The following is a 22187-nucleotide window of genomic DNA, read 5'->3' as shown; positions in this document are numbered from 1 at the left end:
CCTGTGACCCATTTCGGGCGTCTCCGTGGACGTCAGCCGGGACTAATCAATCCCTCTCGACGAATCCTTGCTCCAGGAGAACCTTCTTCCGCGCTTCCACTGCCAATTCGACTATCCCAGCGCGATGTTGAACGGGCACCGGGATCTTGGCGACCAACCAATCGTCCCGCTCGGTCTCGGTGAGGGCGGTTCCGGTTCTGTCGGTGAACAACTCCCGGATGCCGGTTTCGATTGCCGTGATGAGCGCTGCGGCACGCTTGTCCCATATCTGAACACGAACCCTGTTGACGTTGAGTAGATCCTCCTCGTCGACGTAGAGCGCGATACCGCCGTCGATACTCCGGATCTGGACGGGGTTCCGGTGATCCCGACCTCCAGCACCCAGCTTGAAGAATCGTTGATACTCGGGCAGTGCGGGTTTCGGCTCAGGCGTCGAGCGCTGCGTTGCCGGTGGGGTTTTGCGAACAGCGGCTTTCTTTGGAGCGCCCGCTCTTGGCGCTTTGCTTTTCGGCGCTGCTTTTGATCCCTTTCGGGGTGGCCGGGAAAGTGACGCCCCAGCGGCATCTTTCTTGGCCGGGGCCCCCGGCTTCGACTCTCCTCCAACTAAACCCTTAACTCCGTTGGGTTGAGTTGGGTAGAGTTGAGTAGAGTTACCACGCGGGAGCTGTACGGACACACCGCGTACGGGAGCCGTGCGGTCATCATTCGCTTCCTTCCATCGTTGCAGGTCGCCGTTGGTGTGACAGTTGTAGTTTCGCCCTTCGCAGTTCGCGTGGTTGCCTCTCCGGTGCGCATCCCAAGCCTTGCCGCTCGCTTGTTTCTGTTCGATTGTGTCGGCGGAGACCTGGCCGGACCAGTCGAGCTGCCATCCGCCTTCGACCTCCGCTGCCAACCCAAGGCGCACCAATTCCGCTATGGCCATTTCTGGTTCGTGATGCTTGGTCGAGTGTCGCAGCAGGTCGGCGGGAACGAAGCCGTCGGCCAGTCCGGCCATACTCGCGCAGCGCAATTCGATCAGCATCGCGAACAGCGAACGGGAGGCGTCGTCTGTTGCCAGTAGTCGAATCACGTGGAGGTTGCACATCAGCTCGGGCTCGACGATAGGCCCGTACTTTGTCGTCATGTCGCATGTCTCTCTGGTTGGTCGGCGCTCAGTGTCGCGTGACGTTCACTCGGCCGGAGTTGATTTCGGTGGCAAGCTCCTCCACCTCGCGACGGTCGAGGAACAGGCAACGTCCCGTCAGGTCGTATCTGGTGAAGCGTCCGGCGTCGATGTAGTTGCCCACGGAACCCAGCGACCGGCGCATGATGACTGCGGCCTCTTCGCGTGTGATCAGATTCGGGTCGAGCGGCTGGTCGATGTGAAACTTACTCATGGTCTTCGGCTTTCGTTAGGTAGTTCCTGTTACTGGGACTACATTTCCACGGAATGCTGACACGTGCTTTTTTCAACCAAGCTCACTGAAATTGCCTCGCGCACCGCCGATCCGAGCGCGGTAGAATCGGAGGTGCTGCATGTCGAGTCCGGCCCGTCCCCGGACGCACGAAGCCCCGAACGTATTCCGCTTACACCATCTGACGGTTATGCTCGGGGCTTTGCTGTATTCTGTTCTGCGGGCGCAGGTTTGGTTGCTCGATCCTTCGTACCACCTTCGGCCCCGTCGACTACTTGGGGTCTTCGGCGGGGCCACCCGCAACGTGCCGGACCGTCGTACCATCCGGCGCAAAGAGAATCCCCTCGGCTCCCTTACTTGTCCTTCGGTAGCCGGGGGGATTTTCTTGTTCTGGAAGGGTTTACCAGCGAGTCCAGAAATCGCGCGGATCTTTGTACGCCTTCGGCGGCGAGAGCTGTCGCGGTGTCGGCGGCTGCGGTGGTGCCGTCGTTTGGCGCGGTGTCGGCTTCGGGTGTCGTTCGTTGTAGATCCGACGTGCTTTGTCGTTGAGTTCGCGGCGTCGAACCGCATTCGCAACGTAGCGCTTCTCGGCCTGACGTTTGCGAATAGCGACGGTCAGCGGGCCAGCCCTCTTGCGTCGGCGTCGACCACCGTGGACGAATGCGCTCGCGAACATATACAGCCATCCCATGACTTCCCGTTCCCTTCGGTAAGCCCCGACTGTTCAAGTATTCGACAACGGCGCGGCCTGTGACAAGTTGTTGTCGGAGGATTTCTGCTGCGAGTCATTTGCCTCGGAGCAGTGCGCGCGGTTCGTGTCCTTAGGTGTTGACCGACCCGTACTCCAGACAGATGGTGTCGTCGTCGTTCATGATCGTCCGTAACTCTTCTCTATACCTTTTCCGTGCCGCACTTCCACACGTTCGGCGGACTGTCGGCGCACCAACTCGTCTCGCACGATGTCGAGCCGGATCTCATCGCAACGGGTCATCTCGTCCAGACTCTCGAGCCGGTTCAGCTCGTCGACCAACTCCGTGTCAGTGAATCCGCGTACGTCTTTCATTGGTGCCATAGGTGCACCCTCCCGATCTCGATGTTTCGTATCGGCATACCCCCGCCAAGGTGTCCGGTAATCATGAGGAGGGTCGTGGTCCAGTGTGGTTCTGGGCGATAGACGGACCACCTATCCTGGTCGTTGTGTTGAACGAGGCATGGCAGGACCAGTACCAGCGGATGCAGCGATCTTTGACGCGTCTCCAGGCAGGTGTTGAAGCCGACGCGGCGGAAGCGAGAGACGCGCTGTATCACTTCTGGCAGGACGCGTGGCATCTGCGTGATTGGATTACCGCCCCACCATCGCCGAAGTATCTCGAGAAGGAAACTCGTCAATTGTTCGAGGATTCGGTTGCGTTGGGCGCTTGTCGGGACATCGCGAATGGAGTCAAACATCTGCTTTTGGACCGTGGCAAGAGTTGGACGGAGAGCGGCGAATACGCGGAAGTGTCGGGGCAGAGTGTTGTCATTAACATGCCGCGCATCGAGGCGGTGGTGAACTGGTCGACTGGCGAGATACTTTCGAACGAGAGTGTTGGCGACAGCTCGGTCCGGTATTCGTGGACCGTCCGCGTGAACGGTGCAGACTGTGACGCTGTGGAGTTGGCGGGGCAGGCGGTCGACGATTGGAATGCCTGGTTGACCGAGAAGGGTCTGCTGTGACGGTTGTCCTGGTTGATTGGCTCTAACTTCGTAGGAGCCAGGACGGTCGTGTGGTCGCGAGGACGACAGTCGCCGCACCGACGAGAACGCCGACGACACCGATCACTGCCGACAGTTTGATTCTCGAATCCGCCACGCCGACGCAATAGTCGACCCATTCCTGTTGCTCCTGGGCGGCGACGATCGACGTGGGATCGACATCCCGTTGACCTTCGACAACCGAGTTCGGATTCATGCGTACCGAGAGCGCGGATTCCGACGAGTAGCCGGGGCCGCACGTGCCGACGGAGCCCAGACCCATGTTTTGCGCGGGTAGCGGGATGAACAGAAGGACTGCCGCCCAACCGATCAGCGCCACCGCAACCAAACCGAGTGCCACCAACACAGAGGTACCGGCACCGCTGAGAGAGCGCCGCTCGATCCGGTACCCGCAGATCGGGCAGCTCTGCACGCCGTTGACGGTGGGCACTTCGTCAGACGGTCCGGTGTGCCCGTTGGGGCAGGTGACAAGGTTCACCGGGTAGACGTTAGTGGTCCACGGGCCTGGCTGGTTCGTCCTGTGACAGATTTCTGTCGGAGCATTTCTGCGGATCGAGGTCCGGACAAGACGCGTGTGCCCTCATCGACAAGCGTCCTGCCCGGACACCGGGGAGATTAACCGACGATGTTGCCGGTGCGCGCGCTAACACGGGCCGGGTGCGATCCGATGAAAAGTTTGCAGGGGGATCAATCCCTGGCAATGCGAGGTGAGGATCATGGGTTCCGCTGGAATCGACTTCAACGTGGCGTTCGCAGCCTTCGTCAAGTGGCTCTCGGTCACGTTCGGCGGTGGCTTCGGCATCAGCTGAGCTACGCACCTGAACAGAAACTGCCCCCGGCTCAAGTGTCCAAAGTCGAGGGCAGTTTGGTTGTGACGGTCAGTTCTGCTGCATTCCGGACTCGATCGTGTTGGCGCTGGCGTTCAATGCGTCCGCGAGAATGCGCGCCTCTGCTGGCGTCATGTGGGTGACGACTTCTCCAGACGTCAGCTGCCAGTTGATGTAGACAACCGGGTCCGACCCGAACCCCCTACGCTCGGGTCCGATCTGCATCGCGGCTGTGGTGATCCCGTCGTCGCTCAGCTCCCCCGGTTCGGCGGTGAGATTGATCGGGCCTGACCCCTGGCCGATACATAGGTGTCGGTCTCCGTCCCCGAGTCCGGCTGTGTTGGTGCACCACGGCTCACACTGCGCGGCGTCGTACGTCATGCCTCGATTCTCCGCCTCCGCGACGACGAAAGCATCGGCCATCGTGTAATCGTCGCCGTCCATCAGGGCGAAGGACCGGTGTTGTAGTTCGAGTGCATCGGGCTGGCGCATGAGGTACTCGGCGGCGCGTAGCGCGTGTTCACTGAACTTGTCGGATGCATATGTTTCGCTGGCGAATGCCGGTGTCCCGCGCATGGTTTGAGCTAAGGCGCTGGCGTGATGATGGATTTCGTCCATTGCGGATCAGATCCTCCCAGATAGATGACCTCTCTAAGGTGGCAGAACATGGGATACGAATTTCAAGTCACAGTAGATTCGGCACATCCGCACGAACAGGCGAAGTGGTGGGCCGCAGCACTCGGGTGGGCAGCGGAGCCCAGCGACGAAGATTTCATCAGGGGCCTCGTCGCCGCTGGTCACGCCAAGGAATCCGACACCACGACATTCGAGGGAGTCCTCGTCTGGCGCGAAGGTGCGGCCATCAGCGATCCGGAGCATCCCGAACGTCCCCGCGTTCTGTTCCAATTGGTTCCGGAATCGAAGACGGTGAAGAACCGGCTCCATTTCGACATACGAGTGGGCGACAAGCGCGAGGATGTCGCAGCGCACCTCGAGACGGTGGGGGCGACGATCCTGCACCGAGGAGCGCAGGGGCCGAGCGTGTGGATCACGATGACCGATCCCGAAGGAAACGAGTTCTGCGTCAGCTAGCGGTACGAACTCGGAGTGTCGCCGGTCCATCGTTTGAAGGCCCGACGGAAGGCGCTGGGCTCGGAGAACCCCAATCGCGCCGAGAGTACTTCGACGGATTCTCCGCGCCGCAAACCAGCGATGGCTACGTCGCGGAGCACTTCCTCGCGTAGTTGATTCAGTGATGTTCCGTCACGCCGCAGCAGTCGACGCAGATGGGGAACGCTGATCGAAAGCATCTCCGCGATCTCCTCGGCAGTGGAGGTTCGCCCCTTCACCCCGAGCTCCAGGACCCGTCGTACCTGCGCCGACGCAGTGCTGTCGTAATCACGTTCGGACATGAGCTGAATCGGAGATTCTCGGAGGTACTCCTCCAACGTCTCCTCGGTTTGGATGATCGGTGCACGCATGGCCGAGTTGTCGAACTCCAGTGCCGCGCGCTTCGCGCCGAAGGTGACCGGCGCTCCGAAGATGTAGTCGTAGTCCTGCGCCAACCGTGCATCCGGTGCCGAGTACGGAAACTCGACCGCCCGAAGTCGGACGCGCTTTCCGATCAACCATGCGGAAAATCGGTGCAGCAAGATCAGGACGAAATCGGTTGTGACACGTTCTGCGACATCAGGTTCGGCGACGCCTTCGCGAGCTCGGACAGCGAAACTCACCCGAGTGCTTTCCTCGCCCTTCTCGATCGACAGTGGGGCCAGAGCCGGTAGCGCACGGATCACGTCGGACATTCGAGCGAAGGCCGATCCGAGATCAGGGCAATGGATCAACGTCAGGCAGATCAATCGGAAAGTGCCACGGGGGACCGGGGCGGATCCGAGGCCGAACAATTCGTCGTCGGTGATCTGCCAGGTGGATTGGATGAACGTGGTGACCTGAGTCGGGGTCAGCCGGGCGCGCGGGTCGGACAGTGTCTCGAGGTCGATCCCGGCAGCGCGCAGTGCACCCGACAAGTCGACGTCGTTGTCCGGCGAGAACGCGAGATAGCGGTGGACGAATGCGGTCGGGATGGTCCGCGCTGTCATGGGTGCGCTGCTCCTTGGAGCAGGTGGAGACGGCGTGCAGCTTCGGACAGAATGTGGTCCTGCTTGCAGAAGGCGAAGCGCACCAGGTGCTTCCAATCGTCGCGGTTGTCCGCGAACACGTCGACCGGAACGGCCGCGACGCCGATCCGCTCGGGCAGTGCGCGGCAGAAATCTCCCGCATCGGTTTCGCCCAACGGTCTGATGTCGGCAAGGAGGAAGTACGTGCCGCCACCGGAATGCACCGTGAAACCGGCCTCGGTCAGAGCTTTACCGAGCACGTCGCGTTTGCCTTGCAAGCTCTGTCGAAGTTCGACGACCCACGGCTGTTCGTTGGTGAGCGCGTAGGCAACGGCCGGTTGGAACGGTGCACCGGCAACAAATGACATGAACTGCTTGGCGGCACGGACTCCGTCGATGAGTTCGCGCGGGCCGATCGCCCAGCCGGTTTTCCAGCCGGTGACATTGAAAGTCTTTGCGGCACTGGACACCGTGACGGTGCGCTCACGCATGCCCGGGAGCGACGCCATCGGTGTGTGGGTGAGGCCGTCGAAGACCAAGTGCTCGTAGACCTCGTCGCTCAACACGATCAGGTCGCGTTCGCACGCGAGTTCGGCGATCGCTCGAAGTTCGTGATCGGTGAATACGGTGCCGGTGGGGTTGTGAGGACTGTTGACGATCAGCATCTTCGTCTTGGCGGTGATCGCGCCGCGCAATGCATCGAGATCGACCGCAAATCCGTCTCCCGCGGTTACCAACGGAACTGTGCGACGTACAGCGCCTGCCAACGCGACGGATGCAGCGTAGGAGTCGTAGTACGGCTCGATCAGCACTACTTCTTCGCCGGGTTCGACCAGTCCGAGAATCGCAGCACTGATCGCCTCGGTGGCGCCGACGGTGACCAGAACTTCGGAGTCGGGATCACTGTCGAGTCCGTAGCGGATGCGCCGATCCTCCGCGATGGCCTGACGCAAGACGGGCATGCCCGGACCGGGCGGGTATTGATTGACGCCCTCGGCGATGGCTCGGCGCGCTACCTCGAGCATGGCCGCAGGACCGTCGGTATCCGGAAAGCCCTGACCGAGGTTGACCGCGTCGTGAAGTGTGGCCAACGCTGTCATCTCGGCGAAGATCGTAGATGCGAACGGCTGCAGACGCGAGACGGTGCGGTTGCGGGGCGTCGAAGGCATCTTTGCAGCTTAGTCGGCTGACACCGCATCCTCACATCCGCTCGGACGCGGTGCTTGTCACGTTTGAATCGCCGCCATCGTCCAACTCTGTAGAGAGCATCGAATCCGGTGCCCCAGAACATACGGAGGCTTGCCATGACTCGCATTCCCGCAGTGACACCGTCAGAAGCCAGTCCGTTGATCAAAGTGGCATACAAATTCGCCGCCAGGCAGTACGACGAAGTCCCCGAGCCCTTTGCCGTCCTGGCCAACCATCGGAAATTGTTCGTAGCGGCTGCCCGCCACGAAATGGCTGTGCAGAAGGCGTCGAAGGTGCTGCCGTCGAACATTCGTGAACTGGCCGTCTATCGCGTCGCCTGGACTGTCGGCTGCTCGTGGTGTGTCGACTTCGGGACGATGCTCTCGCGCTTGGACGGTTTGGACATCGACAAGTTGAAAGAGATCGCGAACTACCGGGATTCATCGAAGTACAGCGAAGACGAGCGGGCCGCGATCGCCTACGCCGACGCCATGACCGGTGACCCCCATGGGGAGAACGGGGTGACGGACGAACAGGTCGCGGATCTCGAGCGCAGGTTCGGGCGAGCGGGCGTCGTGGAACTGACCTATCAGATCGGGCTCGAAAACATGCGCGCCCGGATGTATTCGGCGTTGGGGATTACCGAGCAGGGGTTCAGCACCGACTCCTGCCGTGTGCCCTGGGCAGAAGAATGATGCGCTGATTCGTCTACGGCAACTATCGACAATGCTCCGCAGATACGTGATCATGATTGACTAGTTCACGCATCTGCGGAGCATTCCGGCTTGTTAGGTCCGCACTTGCGACCTACGATCACCTGGTGCCCAACATTCGAATCCGCGAAGCTGCCGGCCTGCTCGGTGTCAGTGACGACACCGTCCGGCGGTGGGTCGACGGTGGGCTTCTCACCGCGACGACGGACGACTCCGGCCGCAAGGTCATCGACGGTGCCGAGTTGGCGGGCTTCGCCCGGTCCAACGCCGGACCCGCACCGGCCGATCCGCTCACGGGTGCGAGTTCGGCCCGCAACCGGTTCGCCGGCCTCGTCACCAAGGTCGTCACCGACAAGGTGATGGCTCAGGTCGAAATGCAGTGTGGGCCCTTCACTGTCGTCTCGTTGATGAGTACCGACGCGGTTCGGGAGCTCGGACTCGAGGTCGGGAGTATCGGAGTCGCAATCGTGAAGGCCACCACGGTCATCGTGGAAACGCCGTAGTTTTTGAACATACTGGAGGAAATTCGTGAAGCGTGTAGTCGGACTTGTTGCAGCAGGTGCCTTTTCGCTTGCCCTGGTGACCGGTTGTAGTTCCTCCGACAATTCTTCGTCGGAGACGTCGTCGGCCGCTCCGACCACAACCACTTCGAGTGAGAGTGCCACGGGAAGTATCACCGTCTTCGCGGCGGCGTCACTCAAGAACAGCTTCACCGAACTCGGCAAGGAATTCGAGTCCGAGAACCCCGGTTCATCGGTCACTTTCAGCTTTGCCGGGTCCTCGGACCTCGTCGCTCAGATCACTCAGGGCGCACCGGCTGACGTGTTCGCCTCGGCTGACGCCGCCAACATGACCAAGGCCACCGACGCCGGCGTCGTCGCGGGGTCGCCCTCGGACTTCGCGAGCAACACCTTGACGATTGTTGTGCCGCCGGGCAATCCGAAGGGCATCGCGTCGTTCGCCGATCTGGCAAAGGAGGGGACGCAACTGGTGATCTGCGCTCCGCAGGTCCCTTGTGGCGCGGCTACGAAGAAGGTCGAGACGGCCACAGGCGAGACCCTCTCGCCCGTCAGCGAAGAATCGTCGGTGACCGACGTTCTCAACAAGGTGACGTCCGGGCAGGCCGATGCCGGCATCGTTTACGTCACCGACGCGAAGTCCGCTGGTGACAAGGTTCAGACCGTCGCGTTCCCGGAGGCCACCACGGTGGTCAACCTGTACCAGATTGCGGTGCTGAAGGATTCGAAGAATTCGGGAACGGCAACCAAATTCGTCGATCTCGTGAAGGGGCCCAAGGGCCTGGCAGTTCTGAGTGACGCGGGATTCGCTGCCCCGTGACACACCTAAGACCGGCGGTCCGGGCTCCGCTCGGGTTGCCGGTATGGATTTACCTTCCGGCGCTGATCGGCGGAGCGTTTGTCATCGCGCCCTTGGCGGCGATGCTGGCCACCGTGCAGTGGTCGCAGTTCTGGGAACTCGTGACTTCCGAATCGTCGGTTGCCGCGTTGAAACTGAGTTTGAAGACAGCGGCAATGAGCACGCTGCTGTGCATCCTGTTCGGGGTACCGATGGCCGCGGTGTTGGCGCGCAGTCATTTTCGGGGACTGTCCGTTCTTCGATCCTTGATTCTGCTCCCGCTGGTTCTGCCGCCAGTGGTGGGCGGTATCGCGTTGCTGTACACGTTCGGGCGCAAAGGGTTGATCGGTGAGCAGTTGGAAGTGCTCGGCATCCAGATAGCATTCTCGACAACCGCGGTGGTCCTGGCGCAGACGTTTGTCGCGCTACCGTTCCTCGTCGTCAGCCTCGAAGGTGCGCTACGCACTGCGGGCACACGATACGAGGCCGTAGCCTCGACGCTCGGAGCCCGCCCGACCACCGTGCTTCGCCGGGTGACTTTGCCGCTGGTGCTTCCCGGTCTGGTGTCAGGGGCAGTGCTGGCTTTCGCTCGCGCACTGGGGGAGTTCGGTGCAACGCTGACGTTCGCGGGAAGTCTGCAAGGGGTCACGCGTACCCTGCCGTTGGAAATCTATCTCCAGCGTGAGACCGATCCGGATGCAGCGGTAGCGCTTTCGCTGGTGTTGGTCGTAGTCGCGGTGGTCATCGTGGTTGCGGTGCGTGGACGCGGATCGGCGGGTTCGTTGTGAGTGGCCTCCACGTCGACATCGAGATTCCGGAGCGCGATGTCGTTGCGACGTTCGACGTCGCGGCCGGTGAGGTGACCGCTGTCCTCGGACCGAACGGCGCAGGCAAGTCGACGGTACTGGCGGCGGTTGCCGGACTACATCACCCGCGGCGTGGGTTGATCGAACTGAATTCTCGCGTTCTCACCGATACCGGTAGGGGAGTCGCGTTGGCGCCGCATCGGCGCGGCACTGCTCTACTCGCGCAAGAGGCACTTCTCTTTCCCCACCTCAGTGCGGCCGCGAACGTGGCGTTCGCGCCGCGCAGTGCAGGGCGGTCGCGTCGCGATTCCGCCGATTCCGCGCGCCACTGGCTCGACGCAGTCGACGCCGCCGAATTGGCTGACCGCAAGCCGTCACAGCTCTCCGGCGGTCAAGCGCAACGAGTCGCAGTGGCGAGGGCATTGGCTGCTGAACCCGAACTACTCCTGCTCGACGAACCGATGTCTGCGCTCGACGTCGCCTCCGCCCCGGCATTGCGGTCGTTGCTGCGTAGAGTGCTCCGAACAGGAGATCGCACGGCCGTGCTCGTCACGCACGACGCTCTGGATGCGCTGGCCCTTGCCGATACCGTTGTCGTGCTGGACGGCGGCCGGGTCGTCGAACGTGGTGACGTACGAACAGTTCTGACTCGCCCGCGTAGTGCATTTGCAGCACGCATCGCAGGGATCAACTTGCGCAGCGGCACGATGGCCGGAGACGGAATGCTCAGAAGTCCGGTCGGGGTGGATATCGCGGGCCAGACGGAGACCGACCTACCGGCCGGCAGTGCCGCCGTGGCAGTCTTCGAGCCGCGAGCAGTGTCGGTCTACCTGGATCCGCCTCACGGGAGCCCACGAAACGCGTTTGCGGTCACGATCGCGGAGATCGAAAATCGAGGCGATGTCGTCCGAGTCCGAGCCGAGGACGAAGCCGGCCAGCCGGGCTTGTCTGCCGACATCACGGCGAGCGCAGCGGCCGAGCTCGATCTGGTTCCGGGATCGGCCGCTACGTTTGTGGTCAAGGCCACCGAGACGCTGATCTATGCGCAGGGCGCAGGCTCGTAGACGTCCTCTACGACCGAATCCGCATAGAGGGCTGCAATTTCGGACGCGTACTTCTCGGCTATCGGCTTGCGCCTGAGCTTCATCGTCGGTGTCAGCTCGTCGCCGCCTGGCTCCCAGAACGTGGTGAGTACGTGAAACCGCTTGATCTGCTCGGCCCTCGACAGACGCGAGTTTCCCTCGGCGACAGCAGTTGCAACGATGTCGACGATCCGAGCGTCCTTGGCGAGTACCGCGGCCTCGGCCGCAAGTCCCAGTGAGCATGCCGCTCCGACCGCGGCGTCGGCGCTGAGAGTGATCAACGCTGTGTTGAACTTTCGGCCGTCTCCGATCGCCACGACCTCACCGATCAACGACGACGACGTCTTCACTGCGGTCTCGATGGCAGCGGGGGACATGTTCTTTCCCGACGCATTGATGATCAGCTCCTTCTTGCGATCGATCACCGTGAGGTATCCGTCTGCGTCGGCCGTGACGATGTCTCCGGTCGAAAGCCAACCGTCTGCACTGATCGCTTCGGCCGTTTTTGCCGGTTCGCCGCGGTACCCCTTCATGACCAACGGTCCTCGAACCAGTAGCTCACCGTCCGCCTCGATGCGCATTTCCATGCCGGGGAGCAACTTTCCGACCGTTCCCAGCTTGGTCGGCTCGGCCGGTGCGGTGCTCGCAATGCATGTCAGCTCGGACATTCCCCAGATCTCCGAGATCGGAACTCCCAGGGCTGCAAAGAATGCCAAGGTGTCCGGCGGAATCGGTGCGGCGCCAGAGATGGCCCACTTCAGTTCGGCAAAACCGAGTTTCGCACGCAGAGCGGAGAGGACCATTGCATCGGCTCGGGCGTAGTCCGCTTCCAGTTCGGCGGGGACTGTTTCACCGGCTCGCAAGTGTGCGAGCCGAGTGCGACCGACGTCGAGTGCCCACTGCAATGCCGCTCGCCGCGCGTCGTCCGGTTCGTTGGCGACGGCCGATTCGACTGCAACCTTCAGCTTTTCCCACACACGGGGGACGCTGCCCCAGATCGTGGGGCGACAGTCCGGAAGCGCAGCCGCTACCTGGCTCGGATCCGGCACGACAGTGATCTGGGTGCCGAACACCATTTGCATGTACAGGCAGGTGAGCCGATCGGCGATGTGCGCCGACGGCATGTACGAGGTGATGCGGTCACCGAACTCGACGGGGAGTACAGCACTGACGGCGGTGGTTTCGAACAACAGACAGGCATGAGTCGTCTCGACGCCTTTGGGGTTGCCGGTCGTGCCGGAGGTGTAGATCAACGTGGCGACGTCGTTCGGTTTCACCGCACGCCAGGTGCTCTCGAAATCGAAATCGGCGGCAGCAGAGGACTTCATCTGCTCCAGCGTCAGGGTGCCGGACTGCTGGGCAGACGGTTGCGCGTCGACGACCACGATCGTGTCGAGTGTGGCACCGGATCGGCGAACGGTATCCACGTACTGGGCCTCGCAGACGAGCACTCGCGCACCGGAATTGGCGAGGATGTACTGGATGCCTTCGGGTGCCGACGTGTTGTAGATGGAGAAGGATGTCGCGCCGAGGTGTTGGGCGCCGACGTCGATCGGGTAGAACTCGATGCGGTTACTCATCATCAATGCAACCGTATCGCCATGTCCCACGCCGATTCCGGCCAATCCCGCGGCAACATCGCGAACCTGTTCGCCGTACGCGCGCCACGTCAGTGTTCGCGCATCGCCGATGTCTCGCAAAGCCACCGCGTCGGGCGCTACCGCCGACACTCGCTGGAAGGCTGCACACAACGTAGTCATGATGTTCTCCTGGATGCCTTTGGCAGGGCTGATGCATTCGTCGGGGCCGCAGCGGTGGTTCTGTCTTCGAGTTCGCGGATCAGGTCGTGTGCCTGTTTGTCTTTTGCCAGGTAACCGTCGGCAAGGACATTGATGAATCCGCGTCCCCACGCCCAGGGTTCCCAGGCAGCGGGGGCAAGGGTCCGGGCGGCGCGGCGCGCGATCGCGTCGGCGATCACGGTGGCGGCACGGTCCGGGGAGATTCGATGACGGAGGGGACCAGGTAGTCGAGCGTCGAGTTTGCGCCCGATCTCGTCGTCGTCGAGTGTTGCGCGTGCAAGTTGTGTATCCACCATCCCGAAGTACGCGATGCCGGCAGTAGCGCCGTAGCCGGCAACCTCGAGACGCAGCGCCCGGCCGAGCGCTTCGACCCCAGCCTTGCTGATCATGTACGAAGCGCCGCCCAAACCGGGGGCGAACGACGCCGCCGATGACACGACGACGATGTGCCCACTGTTGCGGATCACCTCGTCGATGGTCGGATGCACGGTGTTGAAGACGCCGGTGAGATTGACGTCGAGCACACGATCGAAGGCGTCGGGATTGATCTGGCGCAATGTTGCCGGGGGAGGGGTGATTCCGGCGTTGGCCACTACGACGTCGATTCTGCCCAGCTGCTCGATGATCGTTTGCACGGCTGCGGTCATGCCGTCCCGATCTCGGACATCGGCCGTCACCGTCACGACTCGCTGTGACTCGAATGAGCGCTCGGCCGTTGCCAATGAACTCTCGTTGACGTCGACCAGTGCCACGGTGGCCCCACGCCGGTGGAGAGTGCGCGCCAGCGCTGCACCGATACCGTCGCCTCCACCGGTGATCAGTACGACCTTTCCGGCGACGTCGTAGTCGATTCGGCGTCCGGGCAGTGGAATTCCCAGATCGCGGACTGTTCCCGCAATTGCGGACAAGCGTCCCGTCATTGCTTCAGTGCCTTCCGTGTAGCGCGCGGATGAGAACCTTGACCAGCCAGTCGATTCGGGCGGTCCTTCGAAACGTCGTCAGTGGTAGGGGCGAACGGAATCGTTGCCGAGTCGTCGAACGAGCGTAGCTGAACTCCTTCAGACCATCTGGGCCGTGAACGCGTCCGAAACCAGATGCTCCGACCCCACCCAGTGGCAGGTTGGGAACCGCGGCATACATCACGTAAGAGTTCACCGACGCTCCTCCGGATCGGAGCCGATCGGCAACAGCCGCTCCGTCCTTGCCGAACACGCTTGCTCCCAATGCGTATGGCGACGCATTGACCAACTCCACCGCCTCGTCCATCGAGGCGACCTTGGTGATCGTCATCGTCGGGCCGAAAGTTTCCTCCGTGACGGCGAGGCTGTCTTCGGGGACGTCGACCATGATGGTCGGTTGCACGTACTGGCCGGAGATCGAGCCGAGCCCTCCGAGAACGACACGTCCACCCCGCGACATCGCGTCGTCGATGTGGCGCCGGATTACAGCCACTTGCGAGGGCATGGTGATCGGACCGATCTTGTCTTCGGCACCCGGACCCGCATGAACTCGGGCAGCCAAAGTGATTGTCTTGTCGATAAACTCGCCGTAGACATGTTCGTGCACGTATACACGCTCGACGCCCAGACAGGTTTGACCGGAGTTGGACAATGCTCCCCACACCGCAGCATCCGCGGCGGCACCGACATTTCCGTCGGCATCAAGGATGAGCGCGTCCTTACCACCACATTCCATCAACACCGGTGTGAGGGTCTCGGCGCACGCTGCCATGACTTTCTTGCCCGTCGCGGTCGATCCGGTGAACCCGATCTTGTCGACACCGGCCAGGCACAGTGCCGCGCCGACCGAACCATCGCCCGTGACGACCTGCAGCACAGGATGTTCAGGGACGACCTCGGCGAAGGCGCGGCCCAACCATTGCCCGACTGCCGGTGCGAACTCACTCGGCTTGTAGACCACGGCGTTGCCTGCCGCCAGCGAGAACGAGAGCGAACCGAGTGGGGTGAAGACCGGATAGTTCCACGGACCGATCACACCGATCACCCCGAGAGGTCGATACTCCACCGAGGCGGCCTGATTGACCGTCAACAAACTGGAGCGGACGCTGCGCCTGCCCAATACCTTTCGGGCATTCTTCGACGCCCACGCGAGATGTTCGAGTGCCATGGCGATTTCGAGCATCGCATCAGGGTGCGGCTTGCCCATGTCCCGGTGAACGACGTCGGCGAGTTCGGATGCTCGACGAGCGATGATTCCTCGCCACCGATCCAGTCGACGAGCACGTTGCTCGAATGTCAGTTCTGCCCACCACTCGGAAGCAGTACGGGCGTCGCGCACTGCCTGTGTCACTGTGTCGTCGGACGCCTGTGTGGTCGTGTCGATCTCGGTCGCCGTCATCGTGGAGTTCCTTGAAGTGTGTGGTGGACGGCGCCGTCGGCCCAGCCGCGGGTGACGCGTTGGAGGATCGGTCGGGACAGAGTCAGAATGGGGGCGAACCACGGTAGCGCTTGCACAGCGAACGTCCAGGTGAGGCGGCTGCCAGTCGAAGTCGGTTCCAACACCAGATCTTCAGCGAAGCGTTTGAACCCCGGAAGTGACGCCGACTCCACGTAGAACGACATCCGGCGGCCCTCGTCCCAGCGGAAGAATCGCTCGTTCAGTGCAGCAAAAGCGCCGGCTCGCACGGTTCGCGTAGTCCCGACGCCGAATGGCCTGTCCGAGGTCCAGTCGGCTCCGGTGATCCCGTGCGCCCACGACGTGAGCGCTCCGTCCGAGGTCAACGTCTGCCACAAGCTTTCACATGTCGCTTCGGATTCGATCCGGTGAGTGATCACCAGCGGAGCGGAGCGGATGAAGGCTGCGTCGGCCGCAGAAAGAGAGAATTTTCCCTTCACAGGTCCACCACCAAAGACCCACCGGTGGAACGTGATCGACAGGTCAACATCGAACCAGTACGTTCGGATTCGGTGAGGAGGGTGTCTCGATGCTCGACGGTCCCGGAGAGCACCCGGACCTTGCATGTACCGCAGAAGCCCTGTTGGCATGAATACGCTACTCCGGGAAGTACGCGTCGTATTGCAGCCAAGGCGCTTTCGGACTCGCCCACATCGACGGTGATACCGGTGCGCGCCAGATGCACCGTGAACTCCTTGCCGTCGACTACCGGGAGTGGGGAGAACCTTTCGCTGTGCACCGATCCGGTCGGGTTGGCGGCGAAAGTTGTCGCACGCACCGTGTTCATCAGCGGAACCGGTCCGCACGTGTACACCGCGGCACCGGGATCCGCAGCAGCGACGAGTGTTCCGATATCCGTCGGACCCAGCTCGTCGTCGGGTCGGATGGTTACCCGGCCGCTGGAATACTCCTCGACCTCGTTCAGGAATGGCATAGCTGCCCGAGTTCGTCCGAGATAGTCCAATCGCCACGGGACTCCGCGGCGGTGACAGCGTTGCACCATGGGAAGTATCGGAGTGATCCCGATTCCGCCCGCAACAAAGAGGTACGACGGAGCAGTGACAAAAGGAAATGCATTCCGCGGCCCTCGTACGTCGACAACCATTCCGGGTTTCAGCGACTCGTGTATCTCGCGGGAGCCGCCCCCGCCTTCGTCGATCCGCCGGACGGCGATCCGATACGAGGTCAAGTCGTCGGGGTCTCCGCACAACGAATACTGTCGTTGCCTTCCCGAGGGGAGAATGACGTCTAGGTGAGCGCCGGGAATCCACGACGGCAGGGTGATTCCTTCCCTCGGGGTCAAGGTGACACTCAGGACGTCTGCGCACTCGAACCGGACGGACTTCACGTCCAGCGTCATGTCGAATCCGCTGTAGCGGACCGGGTTGGGACGCGAAAGTATCTGCGCTGCAGGACTTGACGCAAAGATTCGACGGTATGCGCTCGTCGCCTGTGCGGCAATCCTCAACGACCGGGTCGGTGTGAAGTCTTGTGCGTCGTGAGGACGGTCGGCAGTCGTCTTGTTCATCCTTCACTCTTTTCGGAAGAACGATTGGCGGCAGGTGAGCGAGCGAGGTAGCGCATGGCTACGTCCATGTCCCCGATCTGGGACGGATGGAAGCTCGGCCGCAGATACGGAGGAATCTCGGTGATCAGGAATTTCATGTTCGGGACCAGGCCGCGGCGAGTGGCGCTGATCAGTTGCAGAGGCCACAGGCGGCCCTTCGCCTTCGACGGGTCCTGCCGGAAGAGGTAGTTCATCGAGGCGATGAACAACACGAACAACGTGAAGCTGGCGAGCAGCGCCGTGCGAACGCGTCTGGCGTAGCTACCGTCCACGTACATGTAGGCGTCGAAGGCCACGTTGCGGTGCTCGACTTCCTCGGCGCCGTGCCACTTGACCATGTCGAGCATCGTCGGGTGCATGCCGGCATCTTCGAGGGCGGGATCGGTGAGCAGCCATTCCCCGACCACCGCCGTGTAATGCTCCATCGCGGCAAACAAGCCGAGACGTTCACAGAGCCAGGCGTGCTTGGCTTTTCCGGTCAATCCTTTGTCGCCCAATATCTTGTCCACGAGCCAGTCCATCCGGCGTGACATCGGTTTCATGTCCATGCCGAGGTCCGCAAGATGCTCGCGTGCACCTTTGTGCGACGACGCGTGTGTTGCTTCCTGTCCGACGAATCCCACCACCTCTTCGTGCAGGCGGGGGTCCTCGATGAGCGGGAGTGCTTCGGCGAGCGTTGCGGACATGGCCCGCTCTCCCTCGGGCAACACGAGATGCATGAAGTTGATGACGTGGGTGACCATCGGTTCGTTCGGCACGTAATGCAGTGGTACGCCGTCCCAGTCGAATTCGACGTCACGGGCGGCGATCGCATGTGCTTCGTCGGTGTAGCGGCGCGCGCCGGACGGTGCGACGACGGGTGTGCCTCGGAAGGCGTTGATGCCGAGCATTATCGGCTCCTCACGGTTTCTCGGGCAGTGGTGAGTGATTCGGACGAGACGGGTTGTACCTGCGCGTAGTGAGCGAGGTCGGCTCGTTTGGTCCTGGTGCGGAAGGATCGGTTGAATCCGGGATAGAAGGTGTAATTGCGGCCGCCGTCGACGAGGTAGTAACTACTGCACCCGCCGGCGTTCCACACGCTGGTGGCGAGTCGGCGGTCGGTCGCGCGCACGAACTCTCTCTGCACGTCTGCCCGGACGTCGATACTGCCGATGCCGCCCTCGTCCATTTGAAGAATGCAGCTCACGATGTACTCGACCTGCGCTTCGATCGTGACGACCTGCGAGGTGTAGACCACGGAATTGGGGCCGAGGATCATGAAGAAGTTCGGAAACCCGCTGATGGTGGTGCCGAGGAAGGCCTCGGCACTGCCGTTCCACGTCTGCGCGAGGCTGCGGCCGTCCTTGCCCCGGATGATGTCGAACGACGGGTTGTCTCCCATACGAAAGCCGGTTCCCATGACTATGGTGTCGACTTCCCGGAAGGCGCCGTCCGCGGTGAGGACTCCGCGCTCCTGCACCTCGACGATTCCGTCCGTCACCACCTCCACATTGGGTGACGCCAGCGCGGGATAGTAGGTGTTCGAGAACGTCGGACGCTTGCATCCGAATGCGTAGTGGGGGAGCAGCTTTGCGCGAAGCTCCGGGTCCCGCACCTGCCGGCGAAGGTGTGCGCGGCCGAGTGCGGCCAGCCCTTTGAGCAGTGACGGCTTGTACACGAATCCGGGTACCAGGGCTTCTTGGAGCAGGTCAAGTCCCTTGCGTGCCAGTCGTTGGGTGAGCGGCACCCGCTCGAAGAGAGCGCTCGGCCAGCCGGTCATCGGCTGATCCGGGTGCGGCAGGATCCACGTCGGTGTCCGCTGGAACACGGTCAACGTGTCCGCGAGCGGTTGCAGTCTGGGGATGATCTGCACCGCAGAGGCGCCGGTGCCGACCACGGCTATCCGCTCACCGCGAAGGTCGTGGTCGTGGTTCCAGTCCGCGGTGTGGAACATCTGACCACGAAACGATTCGAGCCCGGGAAGGTCGGGTGTGGCGGGGGCACTGAACGGGCCGGTGGCCGCGACCAGGAACTGTGCCTCCCACACGGTTTCCGCAGTGTGTACCCGCCAGATCTGGGCTTGCTCGTCCCACGAAGCTTCTGTCACGCCCTGATTGCAGTGGAAATGACCGGCCAGTCCGAAGCGATGGACGCAATCCCGGAGATAGTCGTAGATCTCGGGCTGTAGCGGATACAGCCGCGTCCAGTTCGGATTGGGCGCAAACGAGAACGAGTACAGAATCGACGGGATGTCGCACTGTGCACCGGGGTAGGTATTGACCTGCCAGGTTCCCCCGGGCTCCGCGGCACGTTCCAGAACGACGAAGTCGTCGATCCCGGACTGCTTCAAGCGGACAGCCGTTCCGATGCCGCCGAAACCGGCTCCGATGACGACGACTCGTGTTCGGCGAGTTCGAGTTTCCTCGTCACCGGCCGATGGCCCCGAGGTTGGGTCGATGTCGACCATGTGTGACGCCTCCTGATTGGTGCGTGAACAACTGAACGAAGAGTAAGTCTGACATCAAGTGATGTCAACAGCGGTTGATGTCAGAATTCAACTGATTGACATCGGGCGATGTCAGTTCGCTTGCGGAGGTCGCCGCGATAACCTGAGGTCGAGAGCGCTGCCGGTCAGTGAGAACATGGGGACATGACGGATACCGAGGCTCGGCGCACCGGCCCGCGCAGGTGGCGTGGGCAGGAACCGGAAGATCGCCGCGCCGCGCGCCGGACACAGCTGATCGAAGCCGGGTTGCAGATCATGGGCACCGAGGGAGCGGCCGCCGCGACCATGCGTGCGACCTGCCGCGAGGCCGCGCTGACCGAACGGTACTTCTACGAGAGCTTCGCCAACCGTGACGAACTGCTGGTCGCCGTGCTCGACGAGGTCGTTCTCGGTGCGCGTGACACTATTCTGGACGCTCTCGAGGCGGCGCCTTCCGAACCGTCGGCCCTGATCCGCCACGTGGTGAAGGCCTTCACCAACTACGTATTCAAAGATCCTCGACGTGGACGCATCATGTTCGTCGAATCCCAGGCGGAACCTGCGCTGTGGGATCGAGGGCGAGAATTGATGGCGGAGTTCACGAATCCGATTTCCGCGTCGCTCGAGCTGATGTACGGCGGCGAGGCAACCGACTCCGCGAACTCCGAACTCAATTCAGTGGGGCTGTTCGGTGCTCTCGCGTTCATCTATCAGGCGCACACCCCGTCCTCCAAGATCTCTCGAAAGCGTTTGGTGGAGCACATTTCGCTCATGGTCGAGGCGCAGGCGACGGTCAACAGCACGCCTGCGAGAAAAGAATGACGTCCGCGTCGGCCACAGGCGGAAGGCGTCTCGGTCCCGAAGACCGGCGTGAGCAGATCATTGTCAGCGCGGCAAAGGTTTTCGAGGAGAAGTCTTTTGCCGACGTCTCGATGACCGAGTTGGCCAAGGCGGCTGGGGTCGGACGTCCGCTGCTCAATCATTACTTCGGCTCCAAGCGGGAGTTGTATCTCGACGTCGTGCGGCGGTTCGTCTTCATTCCCGAAGTGGCGGTGGACCGCATTCCGCGATCGGCGAGCCAGGAGAAGCGGATCGGCGCCGTGATCGATCGGTGGCTCGACGTCGCCTGGCGTCATCGCGACATGTGGATCTCGACAGTCATGTCCGACGACCTCCGCCGTGATCCCGAGATGGATCGGATCCTGCAGGATGCTGACGACGTTGCTGCGCGACGCATGATGGATGCGCTCGAGATTCGACCGAGTGAAGGCAGCGAGGCTGCTGTTCATTCGATGATCGTGGCGTACGGAGGACTGGCGAAGACCGCCAGTAAGCAGTGGTTGGTGACGGGAGCGCTCGACCGCGAACAGGTGCACCTTCTGCTGGTACGCAGTTTGCTCGCCATCGTGCGTGACGTTCTGCCGGCGTGCGAGGCGGATTCCTGATTGCTCAGAGTGATCTCGCCACGAGGTCCTTCATGACTTCGTTCGATCCGGCGTAGATTCGCTGAATACGAGCGTCAGCATACATCTGAGCGATGGGATATTCGAGTATGTACCCGTACCCGCCGTGTAGTTGCACGCAGCGGTCGATCACGGCGCACTGCTGATCGGTGAGCCAGTACTTGGCCATCGCGGCGGTAGTCGCATCGAGCTGCCCGGCAAGGTATTTGACGATGCAGTCGTCGATGAACGTTCGTGAGATACGAGCGATGGACGCGCACTCGGCAAGTTCGAAGCGCGTGTTCTGAAGATCGAAGAGCGTTTGCCCGAACATGTTTCGGGATTTGGTGTACTCGACGGTGAGGGCGACTGCACGCTCCATTGCCGCAGTGGCTGCAACTCCGCAGATCAATCGTTCAGGCAGTAGCTGCTGCATCAGCTGGGCAAACCCTGTGCCTTCGCGGCCCCCGAGCAGGTTTGTTGCAGGCACCCGCAAGCGGTCGAAGAACAGCTCGGTGGTGTCCTGGCCCTTCTGTCCGACCTTCTCGAGTATTCGCCCGCGCTCGAAACCCGGTGTGTTGTCATCGACCTCGGCCACGATGAGCGACACTCCACGCGCTCCGAGGCTGGGATCGGTCTTGGCGGCAATAATCACCAGATCACAATTGCGACCGTTGGAGATGAAGGTCTTTGCGCCGCTGATCAGATAGTCGTCACCGTCGCGGACGGCTCGGGTGGTGATGTTCTGCAAGTCGGATCCGGTGCCGGGCTCGGTCATGGCGATTGCGCCCACCCACTCGCCACTCACCAGCTTCGGTAGCCAGCGCAGTTTGTGCTCGTGATCGGCGTAGGCATTGAGGTAGTGCGGCACGATTCCCGAGTGCACGCCGAGTTGGAGTGAATGATCACCCGCCATGACCTGCTCGTGGAACAGCACGGCGTCGTGCGCGAAAGTTCCTCCTCCGCCGCCGTACTCGGTGGGGATCGACATGCCGGCGAGCCCGAGCGCCCCGAGTTCTCGATATGCGGATTTGTCGGGAAAACCTTGGGACGCGAAGCGTTTCTGATGCGGTGTGACGTGTTTGGCGAAGAAGTTCCTTGCCAGGTCGGCCACGGCCTCCAATTCGTCGTCCATCCACGGGGGCCGTCGTTCTGCGGTCCGGGTTGCGGTAGATCCTTGCGTCATCGTGATTCTCCCGATCGATGAAGTGCGACCCGCGAGCGGATCCGACTCCACCTATCATCCACACTGTTGACATAGT

The 22187-nt window shown here is 62.0% G+C and carries 25 protein-coding genes; 9 read left to right on the top strand and 16 right to left on the bottom strand.

The features are described 5' to 3' along the window. Positions 1-46 precede the first annotated feature (46 nt). The 4 genes from A0W34_RS22625 to A0W34_RS22610 all read right to left on the bottom strand — a co-directional run bounded on the left by A0W34_RS22625 (position 47) and on the right by A0W34_RS22610 (position 2466). Positions 47-1123, bottom strand: coding sequence for a hypothetical protein (locus A0W34_RS22625; RefSeq protein WP_081558314.1), 1077 nt, complete (start codon positions 1121-1123; stop codon positions 47-49). Between the two features lie 28 nt (positions 1124-1151). Next, positions 1152-1376: a hypothetical protein gene (locus A0W34_RS22620; RefSeq protein ID WP_081558313.1), complete on the bottom strand. Its 225-nt coding sequence runs from the start codon at positions 1374-1376 to the stop codon at positions 1152-1154. Positions 1377-1794: 418 nt separating this feature from the next. Beyond that, positions 1795-2085, bottom strand: coding sequence for a hypothetical protein (locus tag A0W34_RS22615; protein ID WP_081558312.1), 291 nt, complete (start codon positions 2083-2085; stop codon positions 1795-1797). Between the two features lie 177 nt (positions 2086-2262). Beyond that, positions 2263-2466, bottom strand: coding sequence for a hypothetical protein (locus A0W34_RS22610; protein WP_156888940.1), 204 nt, complete (start codon positions 2464-2466; stop codon positions 2263-2265). A gap of 125 nt (positions 2467-2591) precedes the next feature. Here A0W34_RS22610 and A0W34_RS22605 point away from each other — a divergent pair, with 125 nt between their 5' ends. Beyond that, positions 2592-3110 carry a hypothetical protein gene (locus A0W34_RS22605; protein ID WP_156888939.1) on the top strand — a complete coding sequence of 173 codons (519 nt, stop codon included), beginning with the start codon at positions 2592-2594 and terminating at the stop codon, positions 3108-3110. A gap of 22 nt (positions 3111-3132) precedes the next feature. Here the strand turns inward: A0W34_RS22605 and A0W34_RS22600 are convergent, their stop codons facing one another. Both A0W34_RS22600 and A0W34_RS22595 read right to left on the bottom strand, forming a co-directional pair. Next, on the bottom strand, positions 3133-3627 hold the full coding sequence (locus A0W34_RS22600; protein WP_081558309.1) for a hypothetical protein: 495 nt from the start codon (positions 3625-3627) through the stop codon (positions 3133-3135). 400 nt (positions 3628-4027) lie between these two features. Then, positions 4028-4594: a hypothetical protein gene (locus tag A0W34_RS22595; RefSeq protein WP_081558308.1), complete on the bottom strand. Its 567-nt coding sequence runs from the start codon at positions 4592-4594 to the stop codon at positions 4028-4030. A 48-nt stretch (positions 4595-4642) separates the two neighbouring features. Here A0W34_RS22595 and A0W34_RS22590 point away from each other — a divergent pair, with 48 nt between their 5' ends. Then, positions 4643-5068, top strand: a complete 426-nt coding sequence (locus tag A0W34_RS22590) for a VOC family protein (RefSeq protein WP_003940409.1) — start codon at positions 4643-4645, stop codon at positions 5066-5068. On the opposite strand, the gene A0W34_RS22585 is transcribed toward A0W34_RS22590, so the two are convergent. Both A0W34_RS22585 and A0W34_RS22580 read right to left on the bottom strand, forming a co-directional pair. Then, positions 5065-6075 (bottom strand): AraC family transcriptional regulator, encoded by a 1011-nt coding sequence (locus A0W34_RS22585; RefSeq protein WP_003940556.1) that lies wholly within the window; start codon positions 6073-6075, stop codon positions 5065-5067. The two genes, A0W34_RS22590 and A0W34_RS22585, sit on opposite strands and share 4 nt — an antisense overlap. After that, positions 6072-7262 (bottom strand): pyridoxal phosphate-dependent aminotransferase, encoded by a 1191-nt coding sequence (locus A0W34_RS22580; RefSeq protein WP_003939670.1) that lies wholly within the window; start codon positions 7260-7262, stop codon positions 6072-6074. Before A0W34_RS22580 ends, A0W34_RS22585 begins: the two co-directional genes overlap by 4 nt. Positions 7263-7397: 135 nt before the next feature. Between A0W34_RS22580 and A0W34_RS22575 the strand changes: the two genes are divergently transcribed. From A0W34_RS22575 to A0W34_RS22555, 5 genes are all read left to right on the top strand, one after another. Next, positions 7398-7976 (top strand): carboxymuconolactone decarboxylase family protein, encoded by a 579-nt coding sequence (locus tag A0W34_RS22575; RefSeq protein WP_007733549.1) that lies wholly within the window; start codon positions 7398-7400, stop codon positions 7974-7976. Between the two features lie 125 nt (positions 7977-8101). After that, entirely contained in the window at positions 8102-8497 is a 396-nt protein-coding gene (locus A0W34_RS22570; RefSeq protein WP_003940157.1) for a TOBE domain-containing protein, read from the top strand. Positions 8498-8522: 25 nt separating this feature from the next. Further along, entirely contained in the window at positions 8523-9332 is an 810-nt protein-coding gene (gene modA, locus A0W34_RS22565) for a molybdate ABC transporter substrate-binding protein (RefSeq protein WP_003940357.1), read from the top strand. Continuing rightward, positions 9329-10138 carry an ABC transporter permease gene (locus A0W34_RS22560; protein WP_020970514.1) on the top strand — a complete coding sequence of 270 codons (810 nt, stop codon included), beginning with the start codon at positions 9329-9331 and terminating at the stop codon, positions 10136-10138. The genes modA and A0W34_RS22560 overlap by 4 nt, the downstream gene beginning before the upstream one ends. Further along, positions 10135-11220 (top strand): sulfate/molybdate ABC transporter ATP-binding protein, encoded by a 1086-nt coding sequence (locus A0W34_RS22555; RefSeq protein WP_007733546.1) that lies wholly within the window; start codon positions 10135-10137, stop codon positions 11218-11220. The genes A0W34_RS22560 and A0W34_RS22555 overlap by 4 nt, the downstream gene beginning before the upstream one ends. Here A0W34_RS22555 and fadD11 read toward each other — a convergent pair. From fadD11 to A0W34_RS22520, 7 genes are read right to left on the bottom strand one after another with little or no spacing between them, the layout of a single operon-like run. Further along, entirely contained in the window at positions 11196-12998 is a 1803-nt protein-coding gene (fadD11, locus tag A0W34_RS22550; protein ID WP_081558307.1) for a fatty acid--CoA ligase FadD11, read from the bottom strand. The two genes, A0W34_RS22555 and fadD11, sit on opposite strands and share 25 nt — an antisense overlap. Then, positions 12995-13957 (bottom strand): SDR family oxidoreductase, encoded by a 963-nt coding sequence (locus tag A0W34_RS22545; protein WP_081558306.1) that lies wholly within the window; start codon positions 13955-13957, stop codon positions 12995-12997. Before A0W34_RS22545 ends, fadD11 begins: the two co-directional genes overlap by 4 nt. 4 nt (positions 13958-13961) lie before the next feature. After that, a complete protein-coding gene (locus A0W34_RS22540) occupies positions 13962-15395 on the bottom strand; it encodes an aldehyde dehydrogenase family protein (RefSeq protein ID WP_081558305.1) in 1434 nt (477 codons plus the stop codon). Continuing rightward, on the bottom strand, positions 15392-15892 hold the full coding sequence (locus A0W34_RS22535) for an SRPBCC family protein (protein WP_081558304.1): 501 nt from the start codon (positions 15890-15892) through the stop codon (positions 15392-15394). The genes A0W34_RS22540 and A0W34_RS22535 overlap by 4 nt, the downstream gene beginning before the upstream one ends. After that, the gene (locus A0W34_RS22530; protein WP_081558303.1) at positions 15889-16980 is read right to left on the bottom strand and encodes a PDR/VanB family oxidoreductase; all 1092 of its coding nucleotides are present in this window, start codon (positions 16978-16980) and stop codon (positions 15889-15891) included. The genes A0W34_RS22535 and A0W34_RS22530 overlap by 4 nt, the downstream gene beginning before the upstream one ends. Next, positions 16977-17909, bottom strand: a complete 933-nt coding sequence (locus tag A0W34_RS22525; protein WP_003940129.1) for a metal-dependent hydrolase — start codon at positions 17907-17909, stop codon at positions 16977-16979. The genes A0W34_RS22530 and A0W34_RS22525 overlap by 4 nt, the downstream gene beginning before the upstream one ends. Then, positions 17909-19465, bottom strand: coding sequence for a flavin-containing monooxygenase (locus tag A0W34_RS22520; RefSeq protein WP_065351295.1), 1557 nt, complete (start codon positions 19463-19465; stop codon positions 17909-17911). The genes A0W34_RS22525 and A0W34_RS22520 overlap by 1 nt, the downstream gene beginning before the upstream one ends. A 183-nt stretch (positions 19466-19648) precedes the next feature. Here A0W34_RS22520 and A0W34_RS22515 point away from each other — a divergent pair, with 183 nt between their 5' ends. Both A0W34_RS22515 and A0W34_RS22510 read left to right on the top strand, forming a co-directional pair. Continuing rightward, a complete protein-coding gene (locus tag A0W34_RS22515; RefSeq protein ID WP_007733534.1) occupies positions 19649-20305 on the top strand; it encodes a TetR/AcrR family transcriptional regulator in 657 nt (218 codons plus the stop codon). Next, on the top strand, positions 20302-20928 hold the full coding sequence (locus tag A0W34_RS22510; protein WP_064687603.1) for a TetR/AcrR family transcriptional regulator: 627 nt from the start codon (positions 20302-20304) through the stop codon (positions 20926-20928). The genes A0W34_RS22515 and A0W34_RS22510 overlap by 4 nt, the downstream gene beginning before the upstream one ends. A 4-nt stretch (positions 20929-20932) precedes the next feature. On the opposite strand, the gene A0W34_RS22505 is transcribed toward A0W34_RS22510, so the two are convergent. Next, positions 20933-22111: an acyl-CoA dehydrogenase family protein gene (locus A0W34_RS22505; protein ID WP_081558857.1), complete on the bottom strand. Its 1179-nt coding sequence runs from the start codon at positions 22109-22111 to the stop codon at positions 20933-20935. Between the last annotated feature and the right edge of the window lie 76 nt (positions 22112-22187).

The organism is Rhodococcus sp. BH4, from assembly GCF_002079265.1.
GTDB classification, from domain to species: Bacteria; Actinomycetota; Actinomycetes; order Mycobacteriales; family Mycobacteriaceae; genus Rhodococcus_F; species Rhodococcus_F qingshengii.
This window is presented reverse-complemented; position numbering and strand designations above follow the sequence as displayed.